Genomic DNA, 25,223 nt, shown 5'->3' with positions numbered 1-25,223 from the left:
CATGCCCGCGTACGACGGACTCGACCAATTGCTGGATGTCCTCCAGCCCGTGACCGTGTCCGTGCACCGGACCAGCGGCGCGGTCGTCACGGCAGCGACCCGGGTCCTGGACTTCGAGCAGCGCGGTGACGCGGCTGTCGTGATCGTCGCGTGCCCGCCCGGGGTCGACGGCGCGGAGCACCACTTCGAGGCCGAGCTGTCCTGGACGCACCCGCTGGGGCGGGTGAGCTGCTCGGTGGCGACCCACCCCGGACGCCGGCCGTACGGCGCCGTGTGGGTGCTCGCGCCCCGAGGACCCGCCCGCCGGGTCCAGGAGCGGCGTCACTTCCGGGTGCGGATGAGCGTTCCGCTGCGCCTGGAGTGGGAGACCGACGACGCCACCGAGCACAGCGAGGCGTTCACCGTCGATGTCAGCGAGGGCGGGGTGCTCGCGCTGCTGCACGGCGAGCCGCCGGAGGTCGGGACCGTGCTGGACACCACGCTGGTGGTCGACGGAGCCGAGCTCAGCGGCCCCGCCAGCGTCGTACGGCACGTGCCGTACCCGGGCGGTGTCGGTATCGGGGTGATGTTCCCCGAGCCCAACGCGAACGCCGACCGGCTGCGGCGGGCCGCCTTCGATGCCGAGCGCCGGATGGTCCGCGGCGTCTGAGGGGTCTGAGGGACCTAGAGGCGCTCGATGATGGTCACGTTGGCCTGACCGCCGCCCTCGCACATGGTCTGCAGGCCGTAGCGGCCGCCGGTGCGCTCGAGCTCGGACAGCAGCGTCGTCATCAGCCGCGCCCCCGTGGCGCCGATCGGGTGACCCAGCGCGATGCCGCCGCCATTGACGTTGACCTTGTCGTGCGGTGCGCCGGTCTCCTTCATCCACGCGAGCACGACCGAGGCGAACGCCTCGTTGCACTCGAACAGGTCGATGTCGTCGATGGTCATGCCGGCCTTCGCCAGGGCGTGCTTGGTCGCCTCGATCGGACCGGTCAGCATCCAGACCGGGTCGTCGCCGCGCACCGAGAGGTGGTGGATCCGGGCACGCGGGGTGAGCCCGTGGTCCGCGACGGCCTGTGCGGACGCGACCAGCACGGCCGCCGAGCCGTCGCAGATCTGCGAGGCGACACCGGCGGTGATCCGTCCGCCGGGAGCGAGCGGCTGCAGGGCCGCCATCCGCTCCAGCGAGGTCTCGCGCGGGCACTGGTCGGTGTCGAATACGGTGCCGTCGGGCAGCGGGTACGCCGTGATCTGCTCGGCGAACCGGCCCTCCGCGACCGCCGTACGGGCACGCTCGTGGGAGGCGAGGGCGAACGCCTCCATCTCCTCGCGGCTGATGTCCCACTTCTCCGCGATCATCTCGGCTGAGCGGAACTGGCTGACCTCCTGGTCGCCGTACCTCTTCGCCCAGCCGGGCGACTCCGCGAACGGCGTGGTGAAGCCGTACTGCTGGCCGACGAGCATCGCGGCCGAGATCGGGATGGCGCTCATGTTCTGCACGCCGCCGGCGACGACGAGGTCCTGGGTGCCGGACATGACGCCCTGCGCGGCGAAGTGGACCGCCTGCTGGGAGGAGCCGCACTGGCGGTCGATGGTGACGCCCGGGACGTGATCGGGCAGGCCCGCCACGAGCCACGCGGTGCGCGCGATGTCACCGGCCTGGGAGCCGATGGTGTCGCAGCAGCCGAGGATGACGTCGTCGACGGCGCCGGGGTCGATGCCGGTGCGGTCGACGAGCGCGCCGAGCGCGTGGGCGGCGAGGTCGGCGGAGTGGATGCCGGCGAGGGCTCCCCCGCGCTTGCCGACCGCGGTGCGGACGGCGTCGATGATGTAGGCCTCAGGCATTGCTGATCCCGTCTAGGAGGATGCGGACGTACTGGTCGGCGACCTCGGTGTGGGTCAGGCCGCGGCCGGGTCGGTACCAGCGGACGGCGACCCACACGGTGTCGCGGATGAAGCGGTAGGTCAGGGTGATGTCGAGGTCCTGGCGGAGCACCCCCGACGCCACGCCCTCCTCCAGCAGCGAGACCCACACCTGGCGCGACTGCGCGTTGCGGTCGGCCAGGTAGCCGAAGCCCTCGAGCCGGCTCAGGTGGTCGGCGTCGTTCTGGAAGATCGCCACCTCGGCCGGGTGGTTCTCGATCGCCTCGAAGGAGACCCGGAAGGCCCGCTCGAGCTTGGTGCGGGCGTCGGCGTCGCTGGCCAGGATCTCGTCGTACTGACCGAAGAGCTCGTCCTGGAAGGTGCGCAGCAGCTCGTCGACCATCGACTCCTTGGAGGGGAAGTGGTGGTAGAGGCTGCCGGACAGGATGCCGGCGGCGTCCGCGATGTCGCGGACGGTCGTGAACTTGTACCCCTTGCTGGCGAACTGCTGGCCGGCGATGGCGAGCAGCTCCCCCCTACGCGTGCTGGCTGCTGACACTGAGCACCTCTCCGGTCAGGTACGACGAGTAGTCGCTCGCGAGGAACACCATGACGTTCGCGACCTCCCACGGGGCGGCGGCGCGGCCGAACGCCTCGCGCTGCTTGAGCTCGACGAGCAGCTCCGGCGAGGTCACCTTCTCCAGGAACGGGTGCATCGCCAGGCTCGGCGAGACCGCGTTGACCCGGATCCCGTGGGGGGCGAGGTCGAGGGCGGAGCAGCGGGTCAGGGCCATCACGCCGGCCTTCGCGGCGGCGTAGTGGGCCTGGCCCTCCTGGGCGCGCCAGCCGATGACCGAGGCGTTGTTGACGATGACGCCCTTCCTGCCGGCCGCCACGAACCGGTTGCCGGCCGCGCGGGTGCAGCGCATCGTGCCGGTCAGGGTGATGTCGATGACCCGGCTCCAGGTCTCGTCGGTGACCTCGAGGATGTCGTCGGTGCCACCGAGGCCGGCGTTGTTGATCATGATGTCGACGCCGCCGAACTCCTCGGCCGCGTCGAGGAGCGCCTGGACGTCGGCCTCCTGGGTCACGTCGCACACCAGCTGCCGCACCCGCTCGTCGCCGAACTCGGCCGCGAGCGCCTCCTCGGCCTCGGCGAGGCGGCGGGCGTGGGTGTCGGAGAAGACGACCGCCTTCGCGCCCTCCTCCAGCGCACGTCGTACGACGGCCGCACCGATCCCGGCGCCCGCGGCGGCCGTCACGACGACGACCTTGCCCCGGAGGAGGTCGTGGCCGGGGACGTAGTCGGGGGTGGGCTGCTCGGGTCGCGTGACCGTCATGCGCGGGCCTCTCGCGGTAGGCCGAGCACACGCTCGGCAAGGATGTTCTTCTGGACCTCGTCGCTGCCGCCGTAGATGGTGTCGGCGCGGGAGAAGAGGAAGAGCCGCTGGTGGGCGTCCAGGTCGTAGCCCGGCCCCGCGAGCAGGCCCTCGCGGCCGGCCACGTCCATCGCGACCTCGCCGAGGCGGCGGTGCCAGTTGGCCCAGGCCAGCTTGAAGATCGAGCCGGCTCCGCCGCCGGCGGCGGAGTCCTGGCCGCCCTCGACCAGCGCGAGGGCGCGCAGCGCGAAGGAGCGGATGGCGGTCAGCTCGGCCTTGAGACCCGCGAGCCGGTCGCGGACCACCGGGTCGTCGATGGCGCCGTTGTCGCGGGCGCGGGCGATCACCGACCCGAGCTCGCGGGCGAAGCCCACGGTCTGGCCCAGCGTCGAGACACCGCGCTCGAAGCCGAGCAGGCCCATCGCCACGCCCCATCCGGCGCCGGGCTCGCCGACGATGTTCTCGGCAGCCGTCCGAGCGCCGGTGAGGAAGACCTCGTTGAACTCCGAGCCGGACGTGAGCTGCTCGATCGGGCGGATCTCGACCCCGTCCTGGCGCAGCGGCACGAGCAGGAACGACAGCCCGTGGTGCCGGGTCGAGCCCGGCTCGCTGCGGGCCACGACGAAGCACCAGTCGGCCACGTGGGCCATCGAGGTCCACACCTTCTGGCCGTCGAGCACCCAGTCGCCGCTCGCCTCGTCGCGGCGGGCCCGGGTCTGCACGTTGGCCAGGTCGGAGCCGGCGTTCGGCTCGGAGTAGCCCTGCGCCCACAGCTCCTCGACCGCCACGATCGGCGGGAGGAAGCGCTGCTTCTGGGCGTCGGTGCCGAACGCGATGAGCGTCGGTCCGAGCAGCTGCTCCCCGAGGTGGTTGACGCCCGCGGGGGCGTCGGCGCGGGCGTACTCCTCGTGGAAGATCACCTGCTGCCACAGGCTCAGCCCGCGCCCGCCGTACTCCTCGGGCCAGCCGACGGCCGTCCAGCCGTGCTCGGCGAGGTGCCGGTTCCAGGCGAGCCGCTCGTCGTGGGCCTCGTGCTCGCGACCCGGGCCCCCGAGGCCCCGCAGCGCGCCCCACTCGCCGGCGAGGTGGTCGTTGAGCCAGGTGCGCACCTCCGCGCGGAAGGCGCGGTCAGCAGCGCTCTCGGTCAGGTCCACCCCGACACCCTACCAAGCATTTGCTTGGTTCGTCAGCGGCGCCGTCCCGTGACGACCACGTCGGTCTCCGCGACGTCGTGGCCCGCCTCGCAGCGCAGGGCGACGTGCACCGGCGCATCGCAGTCGGCATGGGTGAGGGCGAGACGGCTGCGGTCGTCCGGGAGGTAGGTCCGACCCCACTCCAGCAGCGCGATGAGCGTCGGGGCCAGGGCCGCGCCGGACTCGGTCAGGACGTACTCGTGCCGGGTGCGCTGGCCCGGCTCCTGGTACGGCCGCTTCTCCAGCACGCCGGCGGCAACCAGCTCGCGCAGGCGCTGGGACGCGACGGCCTCGGTCACGCCGACGCGCCGGACGAGCTGCTCGAACCGCGTTGCGCCGTAGAACGCCTCGCGCAGCAGCAGCATCGCCGTCCTGTTGCCCAGCACGCCCATCGCGCGATCGATCGGGCACGCCGGTCCGAGCGGAACGTCCCCGCGCTCGGCCAGCCGCCCCGCCATCCGCATGCTCATGGGAGCCATCCTACCGGCTGGGTTGCTTTTCCCATAGCCAGCCTTCTACCCTCTGGCTATGTCCGCCCCAAGCCAGACCCGGCGCCTCGGCCTCGTCACCGCACTCCTCACCGGCGCCACGTTCCTCGCGGGCCTCGACCTGTTCATCGTCAACGTCGCCTTCGACGACATCGGCCGCGACTTCGCCGCGCACGGCTCGGCGCCGACGCTGAGCCAGCTGAGCTGGGTCCTCAACGGGTACGCCGTCGTCTTCGCCGCCCTCCTCATCCCGATGGGCCGGCTCACCGACCGCTACGGCCGCAAGGCGGGCTTCGTGGCGGGTGTCGCCGTCTTCGCCACCGCCAGCCTGGCCTGCGGCTTCGCGGTGAACGTCTGGATGCTCGTCGCCTTCCGCGTGCTCCAGGCCGTCGGCGCCGCCGCGATGACGCCGGCGAGCCTCGGCCTGCTGCTCGGGGCCCTCCCCGCCGAGCGCCGTGCCGCCGGAGCCCGGCTGTGGGCGCTGGCCAGCGCGGTGGCGGCCGCACTCGGCCCGGCCGCCGGCGGCAGCCTGGTCCAGATCTCCTGGCACTGGGCGTTCTGGATCAACGTGCCGATCGGCGCCGCGCTCGCGCTCGCCGCAATCCGCTACGTCCCGGACGTGCGGCGCAACGACGGCGCACCCCGTCCCGACCTGGTCGGCGCCGCGCTGATCGCGGGCAGCATCGCCGCCCTCATCCTCGGCATCGTCCAGGGCAACGACTGGGGCTGGGGCTCCGCCGGCGTCCTGGGATCGTTCGCCGCGTCCATCGTCCTGCTCGCCGGCTTCGTGCTGATCAGCGCCCGCCACAGCGCCCCGGTCATCGATCCCGCGCTGCTGCGGGTCCGCCAGGTGCGGTGGGCGAACCTGGCGGCCCTGACCTTCAACACCGCGTTCGGCTCCTCCCTGCTGCTCGGCATCCTCTGGATGCAGCACGCGTGGGACTACTCGGCGCTGCGCACCGGCTTCGCCGTCGCCGCCGGGCCGCTGATGGTCCCGCCGTCCTCGATCCTCGCCGCACGACTGCTCCCCCGCGTCCGGCCGGGCCGGCTGATCGCAGCCGGCAGCCTGCTGCTCGGCGTCTCGGCGCTCTGGCAGGCGGCGGTCATCTCCGCGACCCCGGCGTACGCCTCGACGTACCTGCCCGCCTGGCTGCTCGGCGGCGTCGGCGTCGGCCTGGCGATGCCCAACCTGGTCGCCGCGGCCACCGCCGGCCTCCCGCCCGAGCAGGCCTCGACCGGCGGCGGGATCGCCAGCATGGCCCGTCAGGTCGGCATGGCGCTCGGCGTCAGCATCCTGATCGGGATCCTCGGCTCCGGCTCGGTCGGCCTGGACGACGTCCGTCACGGCTGGCTGTTCATCGCGATCGCCTCGGGCGTCTCGGTGCTGACCGCCCTCACCATCGACGGCGTGCGCAGCCCGGTCCGCGAGGAGGCGGTCCTCGAGCCCGTGGGATGACCCCGCGCCCAACCAAGCAAATGCTTGGTAGGGTGTCGGCATGGACACGATCCCCGCGCTCCTCCGGCATGCCGCGGCGACGTACGGCGACAAGCCGGCGTACGTCGAGGGCGACCGCACCGTCTCCTACCAGAACCTGCAGGGCCTGGTTGCGGCCACCGCGGCAGGCTTTCGCAGGCGTGGCTTGCAGCTCGGGGAGCGTGTCGCGCTCTGGGCCCCCAACAGCATCGACTGGGCGGTCGCCGCCCTGGCCGTGACCTACGCGGGCGGAGTGCTCGTCCCGCTCAACTCGCGCTACACGGCGACGGAGGCCGCCGACATCGTCGAACGGTCGGGGGCGACCCTCGTGATCGTCGCCGACGGCTTCCTCGGACGGACCCAGATCTCAGACCTGCGTGCAGCGAGCGCGCTGCCGCACGTGCGCGAGATCCTCGACATCGCCGAACTCGGATCCGTCCGCCCGGACGGGGGCGATGGAGGGGAGTCCGTCTCCCCCGACGACGTCGCCGACATCCTCTTCACCTCCGGCACGACCGGCAGGCCCAAGGGCGCGATGAGCGCGCACCGCCAGTCCATCGGCGTCGCCCGCGCCTGGGCCGAGCTCGGCGGCGTGAGCGCCGACGACCGCTACCTCGTCGTCAACCCGTTCTTCCACTCCTTCGGCTACAAGATCGGCATCCTGGTCGGGCTGCTGACCGGCGCGACCCTCTACCCGGTGGCCGCCTTCGATGTCGACGCCACGATGGAGCTCATCGAGCGCGAGCGGATCACGCTCCTGCCCGGCGCCCCGACGATCTACCAGTCGATCCTCGCCTCGCCGAACCGCCAGAGCCACGACCTGAGCTCGCTGCGGCTGGCCGTGACGGGGGCCGCGAGCGTGCCGGTCGTGCTGATCGAGCGGATGCGTGAGGAGCTGCGGATCGACCACGTCGTCACCGCGTTCGGGATGACCGAGGCCGTGGTGGTCACCATGTGCCGGGAGGACGACTCCGCGGAGACGGTGGCGACCACGAACGGCCGCGCGATCCCGGGCATGGAGATCCGGATCGCGGACGGCGGCGAGCTGCTGGTGCGCGGCGACTACGTGATGCTCGGCTACCTCGACGACCCGAGCGCGACGGCCGAGGCGATCGACGCCGACGGCTGGCTGCACACCGGCGACGTCGGCGTGATCGACGAGGCCGGCAACCTGCGGATCACCGACCGGCTCAAGGACATGTACATCTCCGGCGGCTTCAACGTCTACCCCGCCGAGGTCGAGCAGGCCCTGCTGCGGATGGACGGCGTCACCGACGTGGCCGTCGTCGGCGTACCGGACGAGCGGATGGGCGAGGTCGGCAAGGCGTACGTCGTCGGCCCGGCCGCTCCCGAGGACGTCATCGCCTTCGCCAGGGAGCGACTGGCCAACTTCAAGGTGCCGCGGTACGTCGAGCCGATCGACGCCCTCCCCCGCAACCTGTCCGGCAAGGTCCTGAAGAACGAACTGCGAGGCTGACGAATGGATCTGGACCTGAGCGAGTCGGAGCTCGCCTTCCGCGACGAGGTGCGCGCGTGGCTGGCCGCCAACGTGCCGGCCGAGCCGCTGCCCTCCCTGGACACTCCCGAGGGCTTCGAGCTGCACCGGGAGTGGGAGGCGAAGCTGTCGGCCGCCCGCTGGTCGGTCGTGTCGTGGCCCGAGGAGTACCACGGCCGTGGCGCGTCGCTGGTCGAGTGGGTCATCTTCGAGGAGGAGTACTACCGGGCCGACGCGCCGCTGCGGGTCGGCCAGAACGGCATCTTCCTGCTCTCCCCGATCATCTTCGAGCACGGGACCAAGGAGCAGCAGGACCGCTTCCTGCCCGCGATGGCCACCGGCGAGACGGTCTGGGCGCAGTGCTGGAGCGAGCCCGAGGCGGGCTCGGACCTGGCCTCGCTGAGGTCGACGGCCCGTCGTGACGACGAGCGCGGTGGCTGGGTGCTCAACGGCCAGAAGACGTGGTCCTCGCGGGCCGCCCTCGCACACTGGGGCTTCGGCCTGTTCCGCTCCGACCCGGAGGCCGAGCGCCACCGCGGCCTGACCTACTTCCTCTTCCCGCTCGACGCGTCCGGCGTGACCGTGCGACCGATCGCCCAGCTCGACGGCGAGGCGGGCTTCGCGGAGATCTTCTTCGACGACGTCTTCGTCCCCGACGCGGACGTGCTCGGCGCGCCGGGAGACGGCTGGCGGGTCGCCATGAGCACCGCCGGCAACGAGCGCGGCCTGTCGCTGCGCTCCCCCGGCCGCTTCACCGCCGCCGCCGACCGCCTCCTGGACCTGTACGCCGCCACGCCCGACGGTCCCGACAAGGACGAGGCCGCCCGCGGCGTGGTCGACGCGTGGACCCGTGCGGAGGCCTACCGGCTCTACACCTGGGGCACGGTCACCGCCCTGGCTGCCGGCGGCGACATCGGCGCTGCGGGATCGGTCAACAAGGTCTGGTGGTCCGAGCTCGACGTCGCGCTGCACGAGACCGCGCTCGGGCTGCTGGGCGAGGCGGCCACCGAGGAGTCCCGCTGGCTCGACGGCTACATCTTCAGCCTGTCCGGGCCGATCTATGCCGGCACCAACGAGATCCAGCGCAACATCATCGCCGAGCGGATCCTCGGCCTGCCGAGGGAGGCCAAGGGCCGATGAGGTTCATCCTGACCGAGGAGCAGGTCGCGCTGCGCGACGCGCTCGACGGCGTCATCTCCGGCAGCGAACCCGCCGTCGTCTGGTCCCGGCTCGACGACCTCGGCATCAACGAACTGGTCGCCGAGGCGACACCGGTCGAGGTGGTCGTCGCCTTCGAGACACTCGGCCGGCACTGCGTCGACGACGCCGTCGCCTCCGTCGCGGGCGTGGCCGACGACGCCGAGCTGGCGACGCTCGCGACCGCGGCGTACCTGCTCGGCGCCGGCGAGCGGGTGCTGGCCGACACGGTCGCCTACGCCCGGCAGCGCCGGCAGTTCGGCCGCGAGATCGGCTCCTACCAGGCGATCAAGCACCAGCTGGCCGACGTGCGGATCGCGCTCGACTTCGCCCGGCCGCTGGTCTTCGGCGCCGCCCTGGCGCCCGCGCCCCGGTCGGTGTCGGCGGCGAAGGTGCAGGCCGGCGAGGCGGCGTACCTCGCCTCCCGCACCGGCCTGCAGGTCCACGGCGCGATCGGCTACACCCGGGAGCTCGAGCTGAGCCGGTGGATCACCCGGATCCGCGAGCTGCAGTCGGCGCAGGGGACGGCGGCGTACCACCGCCGGCGCATCCTGGACTCGCTGCTGGCGGAGCGCGCGTAGTGGACTTCTCGCTCAGCCCAGAGCAGGCGGAGCTGGCCGCCACCGTCCGCAGCGTCCTCGGCAAGCAGGCCGACCCGGACCTCGCCTGGGCGACGCTCTGCGACCAGGTCGGTGTGCCCGCCCTCGCCATCCCCGAGGAGTACGACGGAGCCGGCGTGACCTTCTTCGAGACCGCGGTGGTCCTCGAGGAGCTCGGTCGCGCCCTCACCCCGACGCCGCTGCTCGCCACCGTCGTCGCCACGGAGGCGCTGCTCGCCGGCGGCACCGCCGAGGCGAAGGCCCGTCTCCTCCCGCGGATCGCCGCCGGGGAGATCGCGACCCTCGCGCTGGACGACGCGCCGGTGCTCGACGCCGACCGGGCGGGCGTGGTGCTGGCACTGGACGGGACCGATCTGGTCGAGCTGACCGGCGCCTCGGCGAGCTGGGCCGAGTCGATGGACCAGACCCTCCACCTGGCCCGCCTCGACCGTGGCTCCGCCTCGAGCACAGTCCTGGGCGATGGCGCCGCGGCCCGAGCGCGGGCCGAGCTCGTCGGCGCCGCGGCCTGCGCCGCCCTGGCGACCGGCCTGTGCCAGCGCGCCCTCGACATGACGGTGGCCTACAGCAAGGAGCGCGTGCAGTTCGGGCGGCCGATCGGCTCGTTCCAGGCACTCAAGCACCGGATGGCCGACATGCTGGCGCGGACCGAGCTGAGCCGCTCGGTGACCTGGTCGGCGGCGTACGCACTCGCCCAGGGGTCCGACGACGCGGCGGAGCAGGTGCACGCGGCCGCGTCGTACGCCCTCGACGGCGCCCAGCACCTGGCCGGGGAGTGCATCCAGCTGCACGGCGGTATCGCGATCACCTGGGAGCACGACGCGCACGTGGTGTTCAAGCGCGCCCACGCCCTGGGCCGGCTCTTCGGCCCCGCGCACCGTCACCGGGCCGCGCTCGTCCTCTGACCGGTCAAGTTTGTCAACGAATTTGCCAAGAAGGGTGTACGCGGCGGCACATTCGCCGATGATGGAGCGCATGCACGAAGAACACGCCGAGCTGCTGCGCGCCCTCGACCCCGCCACCTTGGGTGCCCGGGTGCGTGCGGCACGGGTGGCGCGGGGGCTCACCCAGGCCCAGCTCGGCGGCGACGGCATCTCGACCGGCTACGTCTCCCGCATCGAGAGCGGCGCGCGCCGGCCGACCCTCAGCGTGCTGGCGACCCTGGCGAGCCGCCTCGACACCTCGCTCGACCACCTGTTGCGCGGCATCTCCGGCGATGAGTACGACGAGATCCGGCTGACCCTGGACTACGCCGAGCTCGCCTTGGAGACCGGCGAGCTGAGCGACGCCGAGAGCCAGGCCCGGTCGGCGCTGGCCGACGCGCGGCGCACGCGCCAGGTGACTCAGCAGAACCGGGCCGCCTACCTGCTCGGGCGGGCCGTGGAGGCGCAGGGCCGACTCACCGAGGCTGTCGCGATCTTCGAGGAGCTGGAGCGCACGGCGGCCGGACTCACGCTGGCGGAGTGCGGCATCGCGCTCGTCCGCTGCTACAAGGACCTCGGCGACCTGACCCTGGCCATCGAGACCGGCGAACGGATCGAACGGCATCTTCGCGACTCCGGCCTGCCCGACTGCGACGAGTCGGTCAGGCTGGCCGTCACGATCGCGGGCGCGTTCGTGTTCCGCGGCGACCTGAATCGTGCCGCCGCCCTGTGCGCTGCGGCCCTCGAGGCGGCGGATCGGCTGGACTCGCCGATGGCGAAGGCCGGCGCCTACTGGAACGCGAGTCTCGCGCGAGCGCGTGCCGGCGCAACGGTGGAGGCCATCGAGATGGCGGAGCGTGCGCTGGCGCTGCTCGGCGAGGGCAGCGATGCGCGGAACGTCGCGCGACTGCGGACCGAGGTGGGCCGCATGCTCCTCTGCACCGCGGACGGTGATGTCGCCGTCGCGCTGGGGCACGCGCAACGGGCTCAACGCGAGCTGACGCAGACCTCCGCGAGCGCCCTCGAGATCGCCATGGCCGACTACGTCATCGCCCAGGCTCATCTCGTCGCTGGGGATCTCACCGCAGCGGTCGACGCCGCCGAGCGCGCACTGCTGGCCACCCCGGCGGACGCACCCCTGCAGCGAGCCGAGATCCTCGTCGTGCTCGGCCGGGCCATGGCGGGAACGACGGGCCACGACGAGGCGAACAGGCTCTTCCACGCCGCGGCCGACCTGCTTCGGGAGCTGCCGCCCACGGACGACACCGCACGAGCATGGACCGATCTCGCCGCGGAGTTCGAGGCTGTCGGCGAGGTGGGCGCCGCGCTCGACGCCTACCGGAGTGCGACCGACATCGCCGGTCTCACCAGCCTTCGCCCCGTCCTGCGAGTCGGGGAGCGCCGAACCGGTCGGGCGCCCGACTCAGCAGCAGCTGCCCTGCGACGCTGAGACGACCCCTGCGTCTCCGGGCGCCGCGACGACGGCGCTGGAGGTGGCGAGAACGGCGATGAGTGCGGCGACGGCGAGCTTGATCTGCTTCATGGTGAGGTCCCTTCCCCGAGAGCGGCTGGTTCCGCGTAGCAAGATCGTGTCACAAATTGTCGAATTCGGATGGCAAATTCCTGCTATGCTCGGCCATGTCGGGGTGGGGACAAGCAGTTCGACGTCCAGGTCTTCCGGGGAAACACCCCCAGTGCTCCGGAGGACGAGGGCAGCGGACTCACGAGTTCACTTCGACTCTCGGGCCACGGCCCGGGTCGTGGCCCCTCGCGAGTCGGCGCTCGCGAGGGGCCACAACTGCGTCCGGGGCTACTCGTCGCCGTCGACGACCACAGGCAGCAGCTCGGGCACCACGAGGCCCGACAGGGAGTCCTCCCCCTGCAGCGCGGCAGCGATCGACGGAGCCGCCAGCCGGACGACCTCGTCGACCGAGGCGGACGCCAGCGGCTCCACCTCCAGCACGTAGCGCACCATCGCGAGCCCGACCAGCTGCGAGGCCACCAGCTCGGCCTTCATGGCCGACATCGAGCGCATCCGCGCGGGCGCCGCCGGGTGCAGCACGACACGGTTGATCCAGCGGTACAGCCGCGGGCTGTCGTCCCCGTGCTTGGTCGCGTTGCGGATCATCCGCAGCATCCGCGCCCGCGTCCGGGGGTGCTCGCAGAGCCTGAGGAACCGCCGGACCAGGACGATCGCGAAGTCCTCGGTCGGCTCCAGGCTGCGCATCCGTGCATCGTCCCAGACGCCGGGCACCCGCGCGCCGTGATCGCGCGTGTGAGGTCGCTAACCCCCGGCGCGGTTGATCAGCGTGCGCAGGGAGATCGGCAGCGGCTGGGCCAGGATCAGGTGCGGGCCGCTGGTGGTGATCCGCGAGGTCACCGCGAAGATCGTGCCGACGTTGATCGTCCGGCGGCCGGGCAGCAGCCACGGGCCGCCGCTGGCGCCGCCGTTGAGCCCGCAGGTCATCGCGGCGTCACCCGGCGCCGCGACCGACGAGGCGCGGGTCGGGCCGTCACAGCGCCAGGCCGTCTCCCCGTCGTACGGCGAGCCGGCGGGCCAGCCCCAGATCCGGACGCCCTGGTGGTCGGTGCCCGCGCCGAGCGCGACCCGGTTCCCGCCGGTCACGTCGACCAGCTTGCGGCCGTTGAGTCGGGCGACGGTGAGGATCGCCTGGTCCTGCTGGAACCGCTCGTCGTCGATCCAGCCGCTCGCGACGTAGGCGTGGGTCGCGACCCACTTGCCCAGCGGCGCGTTGCCGTTGCTGTAGCGCGGGACGTAGACCCAGTCGGAGTAGTAGCGCGGCGCGCCCGCCAGCAGGCCGGTGCCGAGCAGCCCGCCCTCCGGGTGCGGGCCGGTGTGGGCGCAGTGCCCGGCGGTGAGGACCTGGTTGCGGCTCCGGGTCGCGATGGCGGCCGCCGAGCAGACGTAGTCGGAGCCGCCGTCGGAGAAGAACAGCTTGCCGACGGTCTTCGGGAAGATCACGCCGCCGGTGTTGTTCTGGACGGTGTTGCTGGTCAGCCCGGTCGTGCGGGCGCTGGTCCGGGGGCTCGTCCGCGCCGTCGCGGTGGTCGTCGCGGAGTCGACCGGGATCGCCGCGAGCATCCGCGCCCTGGTCCAGTAGGCCCGGACGCGCGCGATCCGGCCGAGCGGACGGGTGGCCCGGGCGTGGACGAGCTGGACGACGCCGTCGGCGTGGGCGGGCGTGGTCGGCGCGACGGCCAGCGACCCAGCGCCGAGCGCGAGCACGGCGGTGAGGCCGGCCAGGCTCCGGCGTACGGTGTGCGGCGCGGTGTTCTTGTGATCCCCCATAACGGGGGTTCAACGGGCGAGCACTCCGCGGGTGACGGGCGTCTCAGTCGGTGGTGCGGTAGCGGCCCTGGAAGTAGAGCAGCGGCTCGCCCGCGACGCCCTGCTCGAGGTGCTCGACCCGGCCGATGACGACGAAGTGGTCGCCGGCCTCGTGCACGGTGTGGATGGTGCAGTCGAGGTGGGCGAGCGTCCCGGCGATGACCGGCGAGCCGGTGACGCCGGCGGGCGTCCACTCGATGCCGGCGAACTTGTCGGCGCCCTTGGTCGCCATCTGCGCCGACACGTGCTCCTGCTCCGAGGACAGGACGTTGACACAGAAGCGGCCGGAGCGGTGGATCAGCGGCCAGGCGCGCGAGGTGCGCGCGGGGATGAACGTCACCAGCGGCGGCTCGAGCGAGACGCTGGAGAAGGACTGGCAGGTCATGCCCACGGGGCCGTCCGGGCTCATCGTGGTGATCACGGTGATGCCGGACGCGAAGCAGCCGAGGACGTCGCGGAAGGTCCGCGCCGCCTCCCGCGCCGCCGGGTCGTCGTGGACGACGACGTCCTCGCCGGGCCGGAACTCGAAGTCGACCTCGGCGTCGCCGAGGAAGTCACCGATCAGGGAGGGGTGCGGCCACGTCTCACGAGCGTCGTCACTCATGCCTTCGGGGAGCCCGTCGGTCTGTTCGGCCATGCTGGTCACGGTATCGACTCAGCCGTTCCCGCCGAAGTTGTGTCCCCAGTAGGAGACGGCGGTGGACTCGCGCGCCACCCAGCGGCCGTCGTCGACACGCAGGCCCTCGGTGCCGAACTCCACGTCGAACCCGCCCGGCGACCGCACGTAGAAGGACACCATCTCGTCGTTCATGTGCCGGCCGAGGGTGGCCGACAGCGGGGCCTTGTGCTTCTTGACCCGCTCCAGCGCGCGGCCCACGTCGTCGAGCTCCTCGACCTCGAGCATGATGTGCACGCACTTGCTCGGGTTGGGCATCGGCAGGAACGCCAGCGAGTGGTGGCGGGGGTTGACGCCGAGGAACCGCAGCCAGACCTTCGAGCCGGGCTCCTTACCGACGAACTCCCCCGGCATGCTCATCGAGTCGCGCAGCCGGAACCCGAGCACGTCGGTGTAGAACCGCAGCGCCTCCACGTCGTCCAGCACCGGCACCACGATGTGGCCCATGCCCTGGTCGCCGGTGACGAACCTGGCGGCGTACGGCGTCACGACGGGCCGCGACTCGTAGGTGATGCCGTGGAACAGCTCGAAGACGTTGTCCCACGGGTCGCTGAACCGGATGAGCTCCTGCACGCGGCGCTCGGCCAGCTCCTCGGCCGTGCCCTCCTCGAACGCGACGCCGGCCTTCTGCAGGTGCTCGCGGGCCTCCTGCAGGGCGCGGTGGTCGGCGAGCTCCCAGCCGGTCGCGGCGAGCTCGTCGCGGTCGGAGGGCACGACGACCAGGCGGGCGCTGACCTCGTCGATGCGCCAGTACTGGTGGTCGGGGTTCGGGCCGCGGCCGGCGGCCAGGCCGAGCACCTTGCCCGCGAAGGTCTCCCACGCCGACAGGTCGGTGCTGTTGACGCGGACGTAGCCCATGGACCTGATGTCGATCATGTGCGCTCCCGGTGGTCGGAGAGGAAGGTGGTGCAGACCTTCGCGAACTCCTCGGCCGCCTCGATCTGCGCCCAGTGGCCGCAGCTCGGGAAGACGTGCAGCTGCGCCTTGGGGATCTGCTTGAGGGCGACCAGCGCGCCGTCGAGCGGATTGACCCGGTCCTCGCGGCCCCAGGTCAGCAGGGTGTGCTTGCGGATCCGGTGGACCTCGCGCCAGAGCATGCCGTCCTCGGCCCACTCCGGGTTCCAGAACGAGGCGCCCATCGAGCGCATCGCCTCGAGCGATCCCGGCGCCGTGGCGTCCGCGAAGCGCTCCTCGACCAGCTCGTCGGTGACCAGGGCCTGGTTGACGACCATGCTCGAGATGAACGCGCGCAGCCGCTCCCGGGTGGGGTCCATCGAGAACTCCATCAACCGCTGCACGCCCTCGGTCGGGTCGGCGTGGAACAGGTTGAGGCTCAGGCCGCCCGGCCCCATCAGCACCAGCCGGCCGACCCGGTCGGGGTAGGACAGCGTGAACCGCGTGGCCGTCCCGCCGCCCAGGCTGTTGCCGAGCAGGTGGACCTTCTCGATCTGCAGCTCGTCGAGCAGCTTGAGCAGATAGTCGGCGGAGTGACGGAAGTAGTTGGCCGTCACCGGCGGCTTGTCGGAGGCGCCGAAGCCGGGCTGGTCCACGAGCAGGGTGCGGAAGCTCTGCGCGAAGCGCGGCAGGGCCGAGCCGAAGTTGCTCCACGCGGAGGCGCCCGGGCCGCCACCGTGCAGCATCAGCAGCGGCAGGCCGGCGCCGATGTCGGTCGGCTCCCCCGCCTCGTAGTAGTTCAGGGTGATGTCGCCGGCCTTCGCGGACCGGCGTACGTCCTCCTTGTCGATGGGGGCCAGGGACATCAGTACATCCCCGGGTCGACCTTGTGCCCGAACTGCTGGGCGCCGTACATCTGCAGGGCGCGCTCGGGGTCGTTGGCGGCGTGCACCCGTCCCGCGTGCGAGTCGCGCCAGGCGCGCTGCAGGTAGGTGCCCTCGGCCAGCGCCCGGCCGCCGGACGCCTCGAACAGCGCGTCGATCGCCTCGATGGCGCGCGCCGTGCCGAGCACCTGGTCGCGGCGGACCCGCAGCCGCAGCTCGAGCGGGACCGTCTCGCCCCTCGCGACGTGGGCCTGCTCCTCGCGGATGTTGCTCATCAGCAGCGCCCACGCGGCGTCGATCTCGGAGGACGCGCGCGCGATGCGGACGGCGGCGAACGGGTCCAGCGACGCCTTCTCGCCGAGGTACGCCGCCCGGACCCGCTTCTGCTGCATGTCCACGTGCTCGGCGTACGCGCCCTTGGCCATGCCCACGATCGGGGTGGCGATCGTGGTGGTGAAGATCGAGTGGAAGGGCAGCTTGTACAGGTCGCTGGTGTTCACGGCCTGGCCCGGGCCCTTGCACGCGCCGGTCTCGCCCATGGACAGGGTGAACGCCTCGGGGATGAAGGTCTCCTCGACGACGATGTCGTTGGAGCCGGTGCCGCGCAGGCCGACGACGTTCCAGACGTCGACGACCTGGTACTTCTCCCGCGGCACGAGGAAGGTGCGGAAGTCGACGACCTGGCCCTCCTCGTTGAAGACCAGGCCACCGAGCAGGACCCACGAGCAGTGGTCGCTGCCCGAGGAGAAGCTCCACTTGCCGGACAGCTTGAAGCCGCCCTCGGTGATGACGGCCTTGCCCGTCGGGGCGTAGCTGGAGCTGAGCCGGGTCTTGGTGTCCTCGCCCCAGACCGCCTGCTGCGCCTCGTCGGCGAAGAGCGCGACCTGCCAGGGGTGGACGCCGACCACGCTGGAGACCCAGCCGGTCGAGCCGTCGGCGCCGGCGATGTCGCGGACGGCGGAGTAGAAGGCGACCGGGTCGGCCTCGAGACCGTCGTACCGCTTCGGCTGCAGGAGCCGGAAGAACCCGGTCTCCTCCAACTCCTTGATCGAGGCGTCCGGCACGACGCGCAGGCGATCGCCCTCGTCGGCACGGTCCCGGAAGGTCGGCAGCAGATCCCTGACGCCGTCCAGGACGGCCTGTACCTCGGGAGCGAAATCAGTCATGGACCAATACTAGAACACGTTCTCGTTTTCTGCGAGAACGTGTTCTTCCGCGTCAGCGTGTCGCGGTAAAGCCGAAGGCGCCCGCGATGTGCAGCGGCTCCACGGCGACGTCGCGCAACCCGATCCGGGTCAGCTCGGCGCGGAGGTCGTCGGGGTCGATCATCCGCACCGTCGAGCGGGTGAGCTGGTGGATCGCGCGGCTGCGCCCGGAGTCGGCGAGGTCGTAGCCCACCAGCCGGCCGCCGGGCTTGAGCACCCGCGCCGCGTCGGCCAGGACCCGCTCCCAGGTGATGGTGTGGTGCAGCATCAGCCAGCTGGTGACGGTGTCGAAGCTGCCGTCGGCGAAGGGCAGGCCGGACGCGTCGACGACCTGGGTCTCCGCGCGATCGTCGCCCGCCAGCTCACGGCCGGCGAGCCGGACCATGGCCGGGTCGACGTCGGTCGCGACGTACCGGGTGATGCCGGGCCGGGCGCGCAGGACCTCGGCCGCCATCGCCCCGCTGCCGCAGCCGATCTCGAGGACCTCCGGCCCGATCTCGTCGGTGAGCACGCGAGGCACGACGAAGCGGCGGGCGAAGACCCGCCACAGCGGCGTACGGCAGAAGACGGACTCCAGGTCGGACATGCGGGCCACGGGCCGAGCCTATTCAGAAGTCCTGGGGCTGGGTGAAGAAGCCATGGGGGTCGTACGTCGCCCGCACCTGCGCGAGCCGCGGCGCGTTGTCGCCGAAGTACGCCGACCGGTAGTCAGGCAGCGACGCGTCGGCGTAGTTGACGTAGGCGTGGTCGCCCCAGTGCGGCTGCATCGCGCCGCGGAGCCGGTGGACGGCGCGATCGGCCTGTGCGGCCGTGCCGCTGGGGAAGGTCGCGGTGTACTGCACGGTCGCCAGCGCGGCCCGGTGCACGAAGGCGGTGTCGCCCGGGGCCGGCTCCCCCGCCACGCCGCCGAGGGCGTCGATCGAGGCGCCGGTCTCCTTCAGCCCGGCCCGACCCACCGCCTCGACGGCCGCCACGAGGTCGGCGATGCCGGTCCGGTCCAGCAGGTCGTAGGCGACGTGGGAGGTCGCCGCGAACGCCTCGCGCGGGGCGCCGGCGCCGCCGTAGGCAGCCATCGCGTCGGCGTACCCACGGACGTGGACCGTGCGGCCCGACGGCGGGGGCAGGGCGCTCAGCAGGCCGTCGAGCCGGGTGTCGAGCGCGGACGCCGCGCCGATCCAGGTGCCCGACACGAACACCGTCGGTCCGGACGGATGGGTCGCGCCGCCGAGCAGCTTGAGCGTCGACCAGAGACGGTGGTCCGCGGTCGGCGCCCATCGCTGCCAGGCGTCGACCACGTCAGCCGCGCTCGGCCAGGGCCAGGCCAGGTAGAAGCTGGTGATCGTGGGCGCGAGCGAGGTCGCGAGCTCGAACGACGTCACGACGCCGAGGTGCCCGCCTCCCCCGCCACGCAGCGCCCAGAACAGGTCGGGCTCCTGGTCGGCCGAGGCCGTGCGGACCCGGCCGTCGGCGGTGACGACCTGCATCGACCGGACCGCGTCGCAGGTGAGCCCGAGCGCCCGGGTCAGCACGCCGACGCCGCCACCGAGGGCCAGGCCGCCGATCCCGACCGTCGCGCACGACCCGCCCGGGATCGCGCGGCCGCGGGCGGCGATCCGGTCGTAGACCTGGGCCAACGCCGCACCCGCGCCGATCGTGGCGGTGGTGCCGGACCAGGTCACCGCCGACAAGGGGCGAACGTCGATGACCAGCGCCCTCGGGCGGCCGCCACCCGACCAGCCCGGATAGCCGTGACCGCCGGAGCGGATCGCGATCGGCAGCCCGTGGTCCTGCGCGAACGCCAGGCCGGTCGTGATGTCGCGCGGCGCCGCGGCCGAGAGGACGGCGAGCGGTCGCTCGGCGTCGTACCGCGGGTTCTGCAGCAGCCGGACGCGGTCGTACGCCGGATCGCCGGGCACCGCCAGGGATCCGGAGAGGTGGCGGCGCAGCCGGGACCAGCGGACCGGCGCGACCGGTGCCGTGCTCGCGCCCGGTCGGGGCTCCGGGCTGCCGCAACCGGCCAGGGCGCCGAGCCCGCCGGCAGCGAGGACCGCCCGGCGGCTCCAGCCGGTCACCGCCCGTCAGCCGTCGGTGGTGCGGACCTCGAGCTCGCCGTCGGCGTACTCCTTGCGCAGGACCTTCTTGTCGAACTTGCCCACCGAGGTGCGCGGGACCTGGTCGATGAACGCCCACGCCGAGGGCAGCTGCCACTTCGCGAAGTCCTTGGCGAGGAACGCGCGCAGGTCCTCAGGGCCGGCAGACGCGCCCTCCTTGAGCACGACCGAGGCCAGCGGCCGCTCCTGCCACTTCTCGTCCGGGATGGCGACGACCGCGGCCTCGATCACGTCGGGGTGCGCCATCAGCGCGTTCTCGAGGTCGACCGACGAGATCCACTCGCCACCGGACTTGATGACGTCCTTGGCACGGTCGGTCAGGGTCAGGTAGCCGAGCGGGTCGATCCGCCCGACGTCGCCGGTGCGCAGCCACCCGTCGTGGAACTTGCTGCCCACGTCGGGGTCGTCGGACTCGTAGTAGCTGCCCGTGATCCACGGCCCGCGCACCTCGACCTCGCCGACCGCCTCGTCGTCGTGGGGCAGGGCCTCGCCGTCGTCGGCGGTGATCCGGGCCTGGACGCCGCAGACGAAGCGCCCCTGACCGCCGCGGTAGCGCCACTCGTCCTCACCGCTCACCCCGAGAGGTACGCCGGCCGCGCTGGCCACCGGCGAGGTCTCGGTCATGCCCCAGGCCTGCCGGATCTCGAGGCCGTGCCGCTCCTTGAGCGCCTTCTGCAGGGCGATCGGGACGGCCGATCCGCCGCACAGGATGCGGCGGATCGTGTCGATGCGGATGTCGGGGTGGGCGTCGAGGTAGAGCAGCACGTCGTTCCAGATCGTCGGCACGGCGCCGCTGAGCGTCGGCTTCGACGCCTGGATGAACCGCACCAGCGGCTCGGCCTGCAGCCAGCGGTCGGGCATGCACAGCGACGCGCCGCTCATCAGCCCCGCGTAGGGCATCCCCCAGGCGTTCGCGTGGAACATCGGCACGATCGGCAGGATCCGGTCCGACCAGGTCAGCCCCGCGACGTTGCCCGTGCAGACGGCCTGGGAGTGCAGCCACGCCGAGCGGTGGCTGTAGACCACGCCCTTGGGGTTGCCGGTCGTGCCGCTGGTGTAGCACATCGCGGCAGCGTCCCGCTCGTCCACCTCGGGCCAGGAGAAGTCCTCGTCCTGCGCGGCCAGCACCTCGTCGTACAGGTGGATCTGCTTGCCGGAGGCGCGCAGGGAATCGAGGTCGGCGGAGGCGGCGTCGGGGCCGGCGACCAGGACGTGCTCGACCGTGGTCAGGTGCGGCAGCTGCGCGGCGAGCAGGCCGACGAGCGAGTCGTCGACGATGACGACCTTGTCCTCGGCGTGGTTGGCGACGTACACCAGCTGCTCGGGGAAGAGGCGGATGTTCAGGGTGTGCAGGACCGCACCCATGGACGGGATGGCGAGGTACGCCGCGAGGTGCTCGGTGTTGTTCCACTGGAAGGTGCCGACGCGCTGGTCGCCGGTGATGCCGAGGCTCCGCAGGCCGTTGGCGAGGCGGCCGACCTGGCCGTGGAGATCGGCGTACGACGTGCTCCGGGTGCCGTCGGCCGTCGCCGTCACGACCTCGGAGTCGCCGTGGAGCCGGGTGCCGTGCTCGAGGATCGAGCCGATGGTGAGCTGGACGTCCTGCATCGTGCTGCGCATGGGCAGATCCTCCCCCGTGACCGCCGTCACGTCGAGGGACTCGCCGCAACCTCATCCCCCGACCGCAGGATGCAGAACTCGTTGCCCTCCGGATCGGCCAGCACGACCCATCCGGTGCCCGGCCCGTACTTGCCGCGATGGTCCTCGACCTGCGTCGCGCCGTGCTCGATCACCCAGGCGACCTCCTCGTCCCGGCTGCGCTCGCGCGGCCGCAGGTCGAAGTGCACCCGGTTCTTGACCGACTTCGCCTCCGGCACCTCGATGAACAGCACCCGGGGCTCGATCCCCTCGGGGTCGACGATCATGCACTCGACGTGCCCGGGGAGGTTGGGGTCGTCCGGCAGGTCGACGTAGCCCAGCACCGGCTTCCACCACTCGGAGAGCTCGTAGGCGTTGCGGCAGTCGACGGTCGTGTGCGAGATGAGCGAGGCCATGGTCCTAGCCTGACCCCATGACCGGGATCCGGGTCGGCGGACCCGCCGACGCAGCACTGCTCGGCCGGATGCTCGCGGAGTTCAACGAGGAGTACGGCGAGACCGAGCCGACCGCCGATGTCATCGCCGGCCTGGCGACGGCGCAGCTGGCCTCGGGCGAGGTCGCGGTGCTGTTCGGGCCGGGCGACCCGCCGGCCGGCTTCGCGCAGCTGCGCTTCCGCGGGTCGCTCTACTCCCCCGGCCCCGACGCGTGCCTGGAGGAGCTCTGGGTCCGGCCCGCCGCTCGCGGGGCCGGCCTCGGCCGCGCACTCCTGGAGGCCGCCATGGGCCTGGCCCGGGAGCGGGGCGCCGACCGGATCGACCTGAACACCTCCGTCGAGGACGAGGCCGCCCGGTCGCTCTATGCCAGCGCCGGCTTCACGAACGCGGAGGGCGGCCCGGGCGGGCCGTCGATGCTCTACTACGAGCGCGATCTCTAGGCTGCCTGGCATGGTGCGCTTTCGCAGCCGGTCCCGCGGCGCCGCAGGCGGTCGGACCCCTCGCGAGGTGTGGGCCGACTGGCAGGCCGCCCCCGATGCCCGGACGGCCGAGACCCACGCGGCCGAGATGATGGCCATCGACGCCTCCTTCACCACCTGGTTCGAGGCCGGTCTCCTGGCCAAGGCGCAGCGGCGATGGCCCGACTGCGCCGCGCGGAACGCGCGCGCCGTCGAGCTGTTCGGCCCGGAGCACGCGGCCGAGTGCGACGGCGTCAACCCTGCCGCCTGGAACCTCGGCATCGCCGCGACCGCCCTCGCCGACTGGCCGCGGGCGAGGCGCGCCTGGGCGGCGTACGGCATCTCCGGCATGGACGCCGAGGACGGACCGATCGACATCGGCTTCGGGGTGGCGCCGATCCGGCTCAACCCCGATCGCCCCAGCCTGAGCCACCAGGACATGTTCCGGACCGGCGAGACGGAGGTCGTGTGGGCGTGGCGGCGCAGCCCCGCCCATGCGGTGATCGCCAGCGTGCCGTTGCCCGAGTCGGGCCACCGCTTCCGCGACGTCGTCCTGCACGACGGCGAGCCGAAGGGGTCCCGCCTCCTCGACGGCCGGGAGCACGCCGTGTTCGACGAGCTGGACCGGCTGCACGACTCCGGAATCCCCACCTGGCAGGCGATCGTCTCGGGCGCACGTGACGGCGATGTCGGCGACCTCGCGGACGACCTCGGGTCGCGCGGGCTCGGCCTCGACGAGTGGTCCGGGATCCGGATCTACTGCGCGAGCTGTTCCTACGGCCCGGCCGGCCCGGAGCACGACCACCCCCCGGCCGAACCGGACAGCACCCGCCTCGGGCTCGCCGGCTCCGAGGACGACCTGCGGACGGCGCTGGACCCGTGGCTCGCCGCACGTCCGCACCTCACCCTCGAGGACCTGACTCTCCTCTGGTGACACCCGGGTACGGCGCCGGCCTCAGGCCCCGGCAGTCTCCTGCTGGGCCTTGAGCATCAGCGCGATGTCGATGAGCTGGTCCTCCTGGCCGCCGATCAGCTTGCGCCGGCCGGCCTCGAGCAGGATCTCGGCGCCGGAGACGCCGAAGCGCTCGGCGGCGTTGCCGGCGTGCTTGAGGAACGACGAGTAGACCCCGGCGTACCCCATCATCAGGGTCATCCGGTCGAGCTGGCACTCCTCGGGCATGGCCGGCTTGATGACGTCCTCGGAGGCGTCGACGATCTTGAGGAAGTCGACGCCGGTGGTCCAGCCGAGCTTGTCGGCGACACCGACGAACGCCTCGAGCGGCGTGTTGCCGGCACCGGCGCCGAAGCGGCGGACCGAGCCGTCGATCTGGGTCGCACCGGCGCGCGCGGCGATGACGGTGTTGGCGACGCCGAGGCCGAGGTTCTCGTGGCCGTGGAAGCCGACGTCCGCGTCGCGGCCGATCTCGGCGACGACCGCGGAGACCCGGTCCGCGGTCTGCTCCATGATCAGCGCGCCGGCGGAGTCGACGACGTACACGCACTGACAGCCGGCGTCGACCATGATCCGGGCCTGCTTCGCCAGGACCTCGGGCGGCTGGGTGTGGCTCATCATCAGGAAGCCGACGGTCTCCAGGCCGAGCTCGCGGGCCAGGCCGAAGTGCTGGATCGAGACGTCGGCCTCGGTGCAGTGCGTGGCGACGCGGCAGATCTGGCCGCCGTTGTCCTGCGCGGCACGGATGTCGTCCTTGGTGCCGAGGCCGGGCAGCATCAGGAACGCGATCTTCGCGCGCTGTGCGGTCTTGGCCGCGATCGCGATGAGCTCCTGCTCGGGGGTGCGGGAGAAGCCGTAGTTGAAGCTGGAGCCGCCGAGGCCGTCGCCGTGGGTGACCTCGATGACCGGTACGCCGGACTCGTCGAGCGCGCGCACGATGTCCTCGACCTCCTGGGCCGTGAACTGGTGGCGCTTGTGGTGCGAGCCGTCGCGCAGGCAGGTGTCGGTCAGGCGAAGGTCCAGCTTCCCGAACGGCTCGTCGCCGTGGATCCCGCTCCAGGTGCGGTCGAGTGCGTTGATGTCGCTCACAGCATGCTCCTTGCGATGTTCTGGCCGACCTGGGTCGCGGCGGCCGTCATGATGTCGAGGTTGCCGGCGTACGGCGGCAGGAAGTCGCCCGCACCCTCGACCTCCACGAAGATCGACACCCGGCGCATGCCGCGGGTGAAGTCCGACGGGCCGTCGAACTGCGGCTCCTGGAGCAGCCGGTAGCCCGGGACGTACTCCTGGACGGCCTTCTCCATCCGGTGCACGGACTCGGCGATCGCGTCGGTGTCGGCGTCCGGGTCGACGGCGCAGAAGATCGTGTCGCGCATGATCATCGGCGGCTCGGCCGGGTTGAGGATGATGATGGCCTTGCCCTTCTGGGCCCCGCCGATCGACTCCACGCCGGCCGAGGTGGTGCGCGTGAACTCGTCGATGTTGGCGCGCGTGCCCGGGCCGGCGGAGGCCGACGAGACCGAGGCGACGATCTCGGCGTACGACACCGGGGTGACGCGGGAGACGGCGTTGACCATCGGGATCGTGGCCTGGCCGCCGCAGGTGATCATGTTGACGTTCATCGCACCCCCGACACCACAGTGCTCCTGGCCGTTGACCGGCGGGATCACCGCCGGGCCGACCGCGGCCGGGGTCAGGTCGATGGCGCGGATGCCGGCCTCGGCGTACCGCGGGGCGTACTCGCGGTGGACGTAGGCCGACGTGGCCTCGAAGAGCAGGTCGGGCAGCTCGTCCTGCTTGAGCAGCCAGTCGACGCCCTCGTGCGTGGCCACCAGGCCCTTGTCCGCGGCGATCCGCAGACCCTCGGAGGCCGGGTCGACGCCGATCATCCAGCGCGGCTCGATCACCTCGGAGCGGAGCAGCTTGTAGAGCAGGTCGGTCCCGATGTTGCCGGGCCCGACGATCGCGGCGGTGAGCTTCTTGCCCATCT

At 72.3% G+C, this 25,223-nt stretch carries 26 protein-coding genes; 9 read left to right on the top strand and 17 right to left on the bottom strand.

Going from position 1 to position 25,223, the window contains the following annotated elements; translation table 11 throughout:
• The first annotated feature begins 1 nt into the window (after nucleotide 1).
• Nucleotides 2–649: a PilZ domain-containing protein gene (locus ACYU8V_RS03340; protein ID WP_460845139.1), complete on the top strand. Its 648-nt coding sequence runs from the start codon at nucleotides 2–4 to the stop codon at nucleotides 647–649.
• 14 nt (nucleotides 650–663) lie between these two features.
• On the opposite strand, the gene ACYU8V_RS03335 is transcribed toward ACYU8V_RS03340, so the two are convergent.
• From ACYU8V_RS03335 to ACYU8V_RS03315, 5 genes are read right to left on the bottom strand one after another with little or no spacing between them, the layout of a single operon-like run.
• A complete protein-coding gene (locus ACYU8V_RS03335) occupies nucleotides 664–1,827 on the bottom strand; it encodes an acetyl-CoA C-acetyltransferase (RefSeq protein ID WP_460845138.1) in 1,164 nt (387 codons plus the stop codon).
• The gene (locus ACYU8V_RS03330; RefSeq protein WP_460845135.1) at nucleotides 1,820–2,404 is read right to left on the bottom strand and encodes a TetR/AcrR family transcriptional regulator; all 585 of its coding nucleotides are present in this window, start codon (nucleotides 2,402–2,404) and stop codon (nucleotides 1,820–1,822) included. Before ACYU8V_RS03330 ends, ACYU8V_RS03335 begins: the two co-directional genes overlap by 8 nt.
• Entirely contained in the window at nucleotides 2,382–3,185 is an 804-nt protein-coding gene (locus ACYU8V_RS03325) for an SDR family oxidoreductase (RefSeq protein WP_460845133.1), read from the bottom strand. The genes ACYU8V_RS03330 and ACYU8V_RS03325 overlap by 23 nt, the downstream gene beginning before the upstream one ends.
• On the bottom strand, nucleotides 3,182–4,378 hold the full coding sequence (locus ACYU8V_RS03320; RefSeq protein WP_460845132.1) for an acyl-CoA dehydrogenase family protein: 1,197 nt from the start codon (nucleotides 4,376–4,378) through the stop codon (nucleotides 3,182–3,184). The genes ACYU8V_RS03325 and ACYU8V_RS03320 overlap by 4 nt, the downstream gene beginning before the upstream one ends.
• 32 nt (nucleotides 4,379–4,410) lie before the next feature.
• The gene (locus tag ACYU8V_RS03315) at nucleotides 4,411–4,887 is read right to left on the bottom strand and encodes a winged helix-turn-helix transcriptional regulator (RefSeq protein WP_460845131.1); all 477 of its coding nucleotides are present in this window, start codon (nucleotides 4,885–4,887) and stop codon (nucleotides 4,411–4,413) included.
• A gap of 58 nt (nucleotides 4,888–4,945) precedes the next feature.
• Between ACYU8V_RS03315 and ACYU8V_RS03310 the strand changes: the two genes are divergently transcribed.
• The 6 genes from ACYU8V_RS03310 to ACYU8V_RS03285 all read left to right on the top strand — a co-directional run bounded on the left by ACYU8V_RS03310 (nucleotide 4,946) and on the right by ACYU8V_RS03285 (nucleotide 12,061).
• Complete coding sequence (locus ACYU8V_RS03310; RefSeq protein WP_460845129.1) at nucleotides 4,946–6,361, top strand: MFS transporter; 1,416 nt, start codon at nucleotides 4,946–4,948, stop codon at nucleotides 6,359–6,361.
• Between the two features lie 40 nt (nucleotides 6,362–6,401).
• A complete protein-coding gene (locus tag ACYU8V_RS03305; protein WP_460845128.1) occupies nucleotides 6,402–7,856 on the top strand; it encodes a FadD3 family acyl-CoA ligase in 1,455 nt (484 codons plus the stop codon).
• 3 nt (nucleotides 7,857–7,859) lie between these two features.
• Nucleotides 7,860–9,014, top strand: a complete 1,155-nt coding sequence (locus ACYU8V_RS03300) for an acyl-CoA dehydrogenase family protein (RefSeq protein ID WP_460845127.1) — start codon at nucleotides 7,860–7,862, stop codon at nucleotides 9,012–9,014.
• Nucleotides 9,011–9,652 carry an acyl-CoA dehydrogenase family protein gene (locus ACYU8V_RS03295; protein ID WP_460845126.1) on the top strand — a complete coding sequence of 214 codons (642 nt, stop codon included), beginning with the start codon at nucleotides 9,011–9,013 and terminating at the stop codon, nucleotides 9,650–9,652. The genes ACYU8V_RS03300 and ACYU8V_RS03295 overlap by 4 nt, the downstream gene beginning before the upstream one ends.
• A complete protein-coding gene (locus ACYU8V_RS03290; RefSeq protein WP_460845125.1) occupies nucleotides 9,652–10,593 on the top strand; it encodes an acyl-CoA dehydrogenase family protein in 942 nt (313 codons plus the stop codon). Before ACYU8V_RS03295 ends, ACYU8V_RS03290 begins: the two co-directional genes overlap by 1 nt.
• Nucleotides 10,594–10,663: 70 nt before the next feature.
• On the top strand, nucleotides 10,664–12,061 hold the full coding sequence (locus tag ACYU8V_RS03285; protein ID WP_460845123.1) for a helix-turn-helix domain-containing protein: 1,398 nt from the start codon (nucleotides 10,664–10,666) through the stop codon (nucleotides 12,059–12,061).
• Nucleotides 12,062–12,421: 360 nt separating this feature from the next.
• Here the strand turns inward: ACYU8V_RS03285 and ACYU8V_RS03280 are convergent, their stop codons facing one another.
• The 10 genes from ACYU8V_RS03280 to ACYU8V_RS03235 are packed head-to-tail and all read right to left on the bottom strand — an operon-like array spanning nucleotide 12,422 to nucleotide 21,784.
• On the bottom strand, nucleotides 12,422–12,838 hold the full coding sequence (locus ACYU8V_RS03280) for a TetR/AcrR family transcriptional regulator (protein WP_460845122.1): 417 nt from the start codon (nucleotides 12,836–12,838) through the stop codon (nucleotides 12,422–12,424).
• A 57-nt stretch (nucleotides 12,839–12,895) separates the two neighbouring features.
• Nucleotides 12,896–13,921, bottom strand: a complete 1,026-nt coding sequence (locus ACYU8V_RS03275; RefSeq protein WP_460845120.1) for a trypsin-like serine peptidase — start codon at nucleotides 13,919–13,921, stop codon at nucleotides 12,896–12,898.
• Nucleotides 13,922–13,964: 43 nt separating this feature from the next.
• Complete coding sequence (locus ACYU8V_RS03270) at nucleotides 13,965–14,597, bottom strand: flavin reductase family protein (protein ID WP_460845118.1); 633 nt, start codon at nucleotides 14,595–14,597, stop codon at nucleotides 13,965–13,967.
• A gap of 18 nt (nucleotides 14,598–14,615) precedes the next feature.
• The gene (hsaC, locus tag ACYU8V_RS03265; protein ID WP_460845117.1) at nucleotides 14,616–15,512 is read right to left on the bottom strand and encodes an iron-dependent extradiol dioxygenase HsaC; all 897 of its coding nucleotides are present in this window, start codon (nucleotides 15,510–15,512) and stop codon (nucleotides 14,616–14,618) included.
• Entirely contained in the window at nucleotides 15,509–16,396 is an 888-nt protein-coding gene (gene hsaD, locus ACYU8V_RS03260) for a 4,5:9,10-diseco-3-hydroxy-5,9,17-trioxoandrosta-1(10),2-diene-4-oate hydrolase (RefSeq protein WP_460845115.1), read from the bottom strand. Before hsaD ends, hsaC begins: the two co-directional genes overlap by 4 nt.
• Nucleotides 16,396–17,580: a 3-hydroxy-9,10-secoandrosta-1,3,5(10)-triene-9,17-dione monooxygenase oxygenase subunit gene (hsaA, locus tag ACYU8V_RS03255; protein WP_460845114.1), complete on the bottom strand. Its 1,185-nt coding sequence runs from the start codon at nucleotides 17,578–17,580 to the stop codon at nucleotides 16,396–16,398. Before hsaA ends, hsaD begins: the two co-directional genes overlap by 1 nt.
• A gap of 52 nt (nucleotides 17,581–17,632) precedes the next feature.
• Complete coding sequence (locus tag ACYU8V_RS03250; RefSeq protein WP_460845666.1) at nucleotides 17,633–18,205, bottom strand: class I SAM-dependent methyltransferase; 573 nt, start codon at nucleotides 18,203–18,205, stop codon at nucleotides 17,633–17,635.
• Nucleotides 18,206–18,227: 22 nt separating this feature from the next.
• Nucleotides 18,228–19,691: an FAD-binding oxidoreductase gene (locus tag ACYU8V_RS03245; RefSeq protein ID WP_460845111.1), complete on the bottom strand. Its 1,464-nt coding sequence runs from the start codon at nucleotides 19,689–19,691 to the stop codon at nucleotides 18,228–18,230.
• Nucleotides 19,692–19,697: 6 nt separating this feature from the next.
• Complete coding sequence (locus tag ACYU8V_RS03240) at nucleotides 19,698–21,350, bottom strand: long-chain fatty acid--CoA ligase (protein WP_460845109.1); 1,653 nt, start codon at nucleotides 21,348–21,350, stop codon at nucleotides 19,698–19,700.
• Nucleotides 21,351–21,376: 26 nt separating this feature from the next.
• Entirely contained in the window at nucleotides 21,377–21,784 is a 408-nt protein-coding gene (locus ACYU8V_RS03235; protein WP_460845108.1) for a VOC family protein, read from the bottom strand.
• Between the two features lie 17 nt (nucleotides 21,785–21,801).
• On the opposite strand from ACYU8V_RS03235, the gene ACYU8V_RS03230 reads away from it, so the two are divergent.
• A complete protein-coding gene (locus ACYU8V_RS03230) occupies nucleotides 21,802–22,263 on the top strand; it encodes a GNAT family N-acetyltransferase (RefSeq protein ID WP_460845105.1) in 462 nt (153 codons plus the stop codon).
• A 10-nt stretch (nucleotides 22,264–22,273) separates the two neighbouring features.
• Nucleotides 22,274–23,215 carry a hypothetical protein gene (locus tag ACYU8V_RS03225; protein ID WP_460845104.1) on the top strand — a complete coding sequence of 314 codons (942 nt, stop codon included), beginning with the start codon at nucleotides 22,274–22,276 and terminating at the stop codon, nucleotides 23,213–23,215.
• Nucleotides 23,216–23,236: 21 nt separating this feature from the next.
• Here the strand turns inward: ACYU8V_RS03225 and dmpG are convergent, their stop codons facing one another.
• Together dmpG and ACYU8V_RS03215 are read right to left on the bottom strand one after the other, a co-directional pair.
• Nucleotides 23,237–24,322 (bottom strand): 4-hydroxy-2-oxovalerate aldolase, encoded by a 1,086-nt coding sequence (dmpG, locus tag ACYU8V_RS03220; protein ID WP_460845103.1) that lies wholly within the window; start codon nucleotides 24,320–24,322, stop codon nucleotides 23,237–23,239.
• Entirely contained in the window at nucleotides 24,319–25,221 is a 903-nt protein-coding gene (locus ACYU8V_RS03215) for an acetaldehyde dehydrogenase (acetylating) (protein ID WP_460845101.1), read from the bottom strand. The genes dmpG and ACYU8V_RS03215 overlap by 4 nt, the downstream gene beginning before the upstream one ends.
• Nucleotides 25,222–25,223 lie beyond the last annotated feature (2 nt).

It is taken from the genome of Nocardioides ultimimeridianus, assembly GCF_054777895.1.
Note: the sequence above shows the minus strand (reverse complement) of the source record. Positions and strands in the feature narration are given on the sequence as shown.

Excerpts from the sequence above, each read along its gene's own strand:
- hsaA (WP_460845114.1), bottom strand. The coding sequence starts at position 17,580 with ATGACTGATTTCGCTCCCGAGGTACAGGCCGTCCTGGACGGCGTCAGG.
- ACYU8V_RS03235 (WP_460845108.1), bottom strand. The coding sequence starts at position 21,784 with ATGGCCTCGCTCATCTCGCACACGACCGTCGACTGCCGCAACGCCTAC.
- ACYU8V_RS03340 (WP_460845139.1), top strand. The coding sequence starts at position 2 with ATGCCCGCGTACGACGGACTCGACCAATTGCTGGATGTCCTCCAGCCC.
- ACYU8V_RS03295 (WP_460845126.1), top strand. The coding sequence starts at position 9,011 with ATGAGGTTCATCCTGACCGAGGAGCAGGTCGCGCTGCGCGACGCGCTC.
- ACYU8V_RS03275 (WP_460845120.1), bottom strand. The coding sequence starts at position 13,921 with ATGGGGGATCACAAGAACACCGCGCCGCACACCGTACGCCGGAGCCTG.
- ACYU8V_RS03215 (WP_460845101.1), bottom strand. The coding sequence starts at position 25,221 with ATGGGCAAGAAGCTCACCGCCGCGATCGTCGGGCCCGGCAACATCGGG.
- ACYU8V_RS03285 (WP_460845123.1), top strand. The coding sequence starts at position 10,664 with ATGCACGAAGAACACGCCGAGCTGCTGCGCGCCCTCGACCCCGCCACC.
- ACYU8V_RS03225 (WP_460845104.1), top strand. The coding sequence starts at position 22,274 with ATGGTGCGCTTTCGCAGCCGGTCCCGCGGCGCCGCAGGCGGTCGGACC.
- ACYU8V_RS03240 (WP_460845109.1), bottom strand. The coding sequence starts at position 21,350 with ATGCGCAGCACGATGCAGGACGTCCAGCTCACCATCGGCTCGATCCTC.
- ACYU8V_RS03335 (WP_460845138.1), bottom strand. The coding sequence starts at position 1,827 with ATGCCTGAGGCCTACATCATCGACGCCGTCCGCACCGCGGTCGGCAAG.
- ACYU8V_RS03280 (WP_460845122.1), bottom strand. The coding sequence starts at position 12,838 with ATGCGCAGCCTGGAGCCGACCGAGGACTTCGCGATCGTCCTGGTCCGG.
- hsaD (WP_460845115.1), bottom strand. The coding sequence starts at position 16,396 with ATGTCCCTGGCCCCCATCGACAAGGAGGACGTACGCCGGTCCGCGAAG.
- ACYU8V_RS03270 (WP_460845118.1), bottom strand. The coding sequence starts at position 14,597 with ATGGCCGAACAGACCGACGGGCTCCCCGAAGGCATGAGTGACGACGCT.
- ACYU8V_RS03310 (WP_460845129.1), top strand. The coding sequence starts at position 4,946 with ATGTCCGCCCCAAGCCAGACCCGGCGCCTCGGCCTCGTCACCGCACTC.
- ACYU8V_RS03250 (WP_460845666.1), bottom strand. The coding sequence starts at position 18,205 with ATGTCCGACCTGGAGTCCGTCTTCTGCCGTACGCCGCTGTGGCGGGTC.
- ACYU8V_RS03325 (WP_460845133.1), bottom strand. The coding sequence starts at position 3,185 with ATGACGGTCACGCGACCCGAGCAGCCCACCCCCGACTACGTCCCCGGC.
- ACYU8V_RS03315 (WP_460845131.1), bottom strand. The coding sequence starts at position 4,887 with ATGAGCATGCGGATGGCGGGGCGGCTGGCCGAGCGCGGGGACGTTCCG.
- ACYU8V_RS03230 (WP_460845105.1), top strand. The coding sequence starts at position 21,802 with ATGACCGGGATCCGGGTCGGCGGACCCGCCGACGCAGCACTGCTCGGC.
- ACYU8V_RS03305 (WP_460845128.1), top strand. The coding sequence starts at position 6,402 with ATGGACACGATCCCCGCGCTCCTCCGGCATGCCGCGGCGACGTACGGC.
- ACYU8V_RS03300 (WP_460845127.1), top strand. The coding sequence starts at position 7,860 with ATGGATCTGGACCTGAGCGAGTCGGAGCTCGCCTTCCGCGACGAGGTG.
- hsaC (WP_460845117.1), bottom strand. The coding sequence starts at position 15,512 with ATGATCGACATCAGGTCCATGGGCTACGTCCGCGTCAACAGCACCGAC.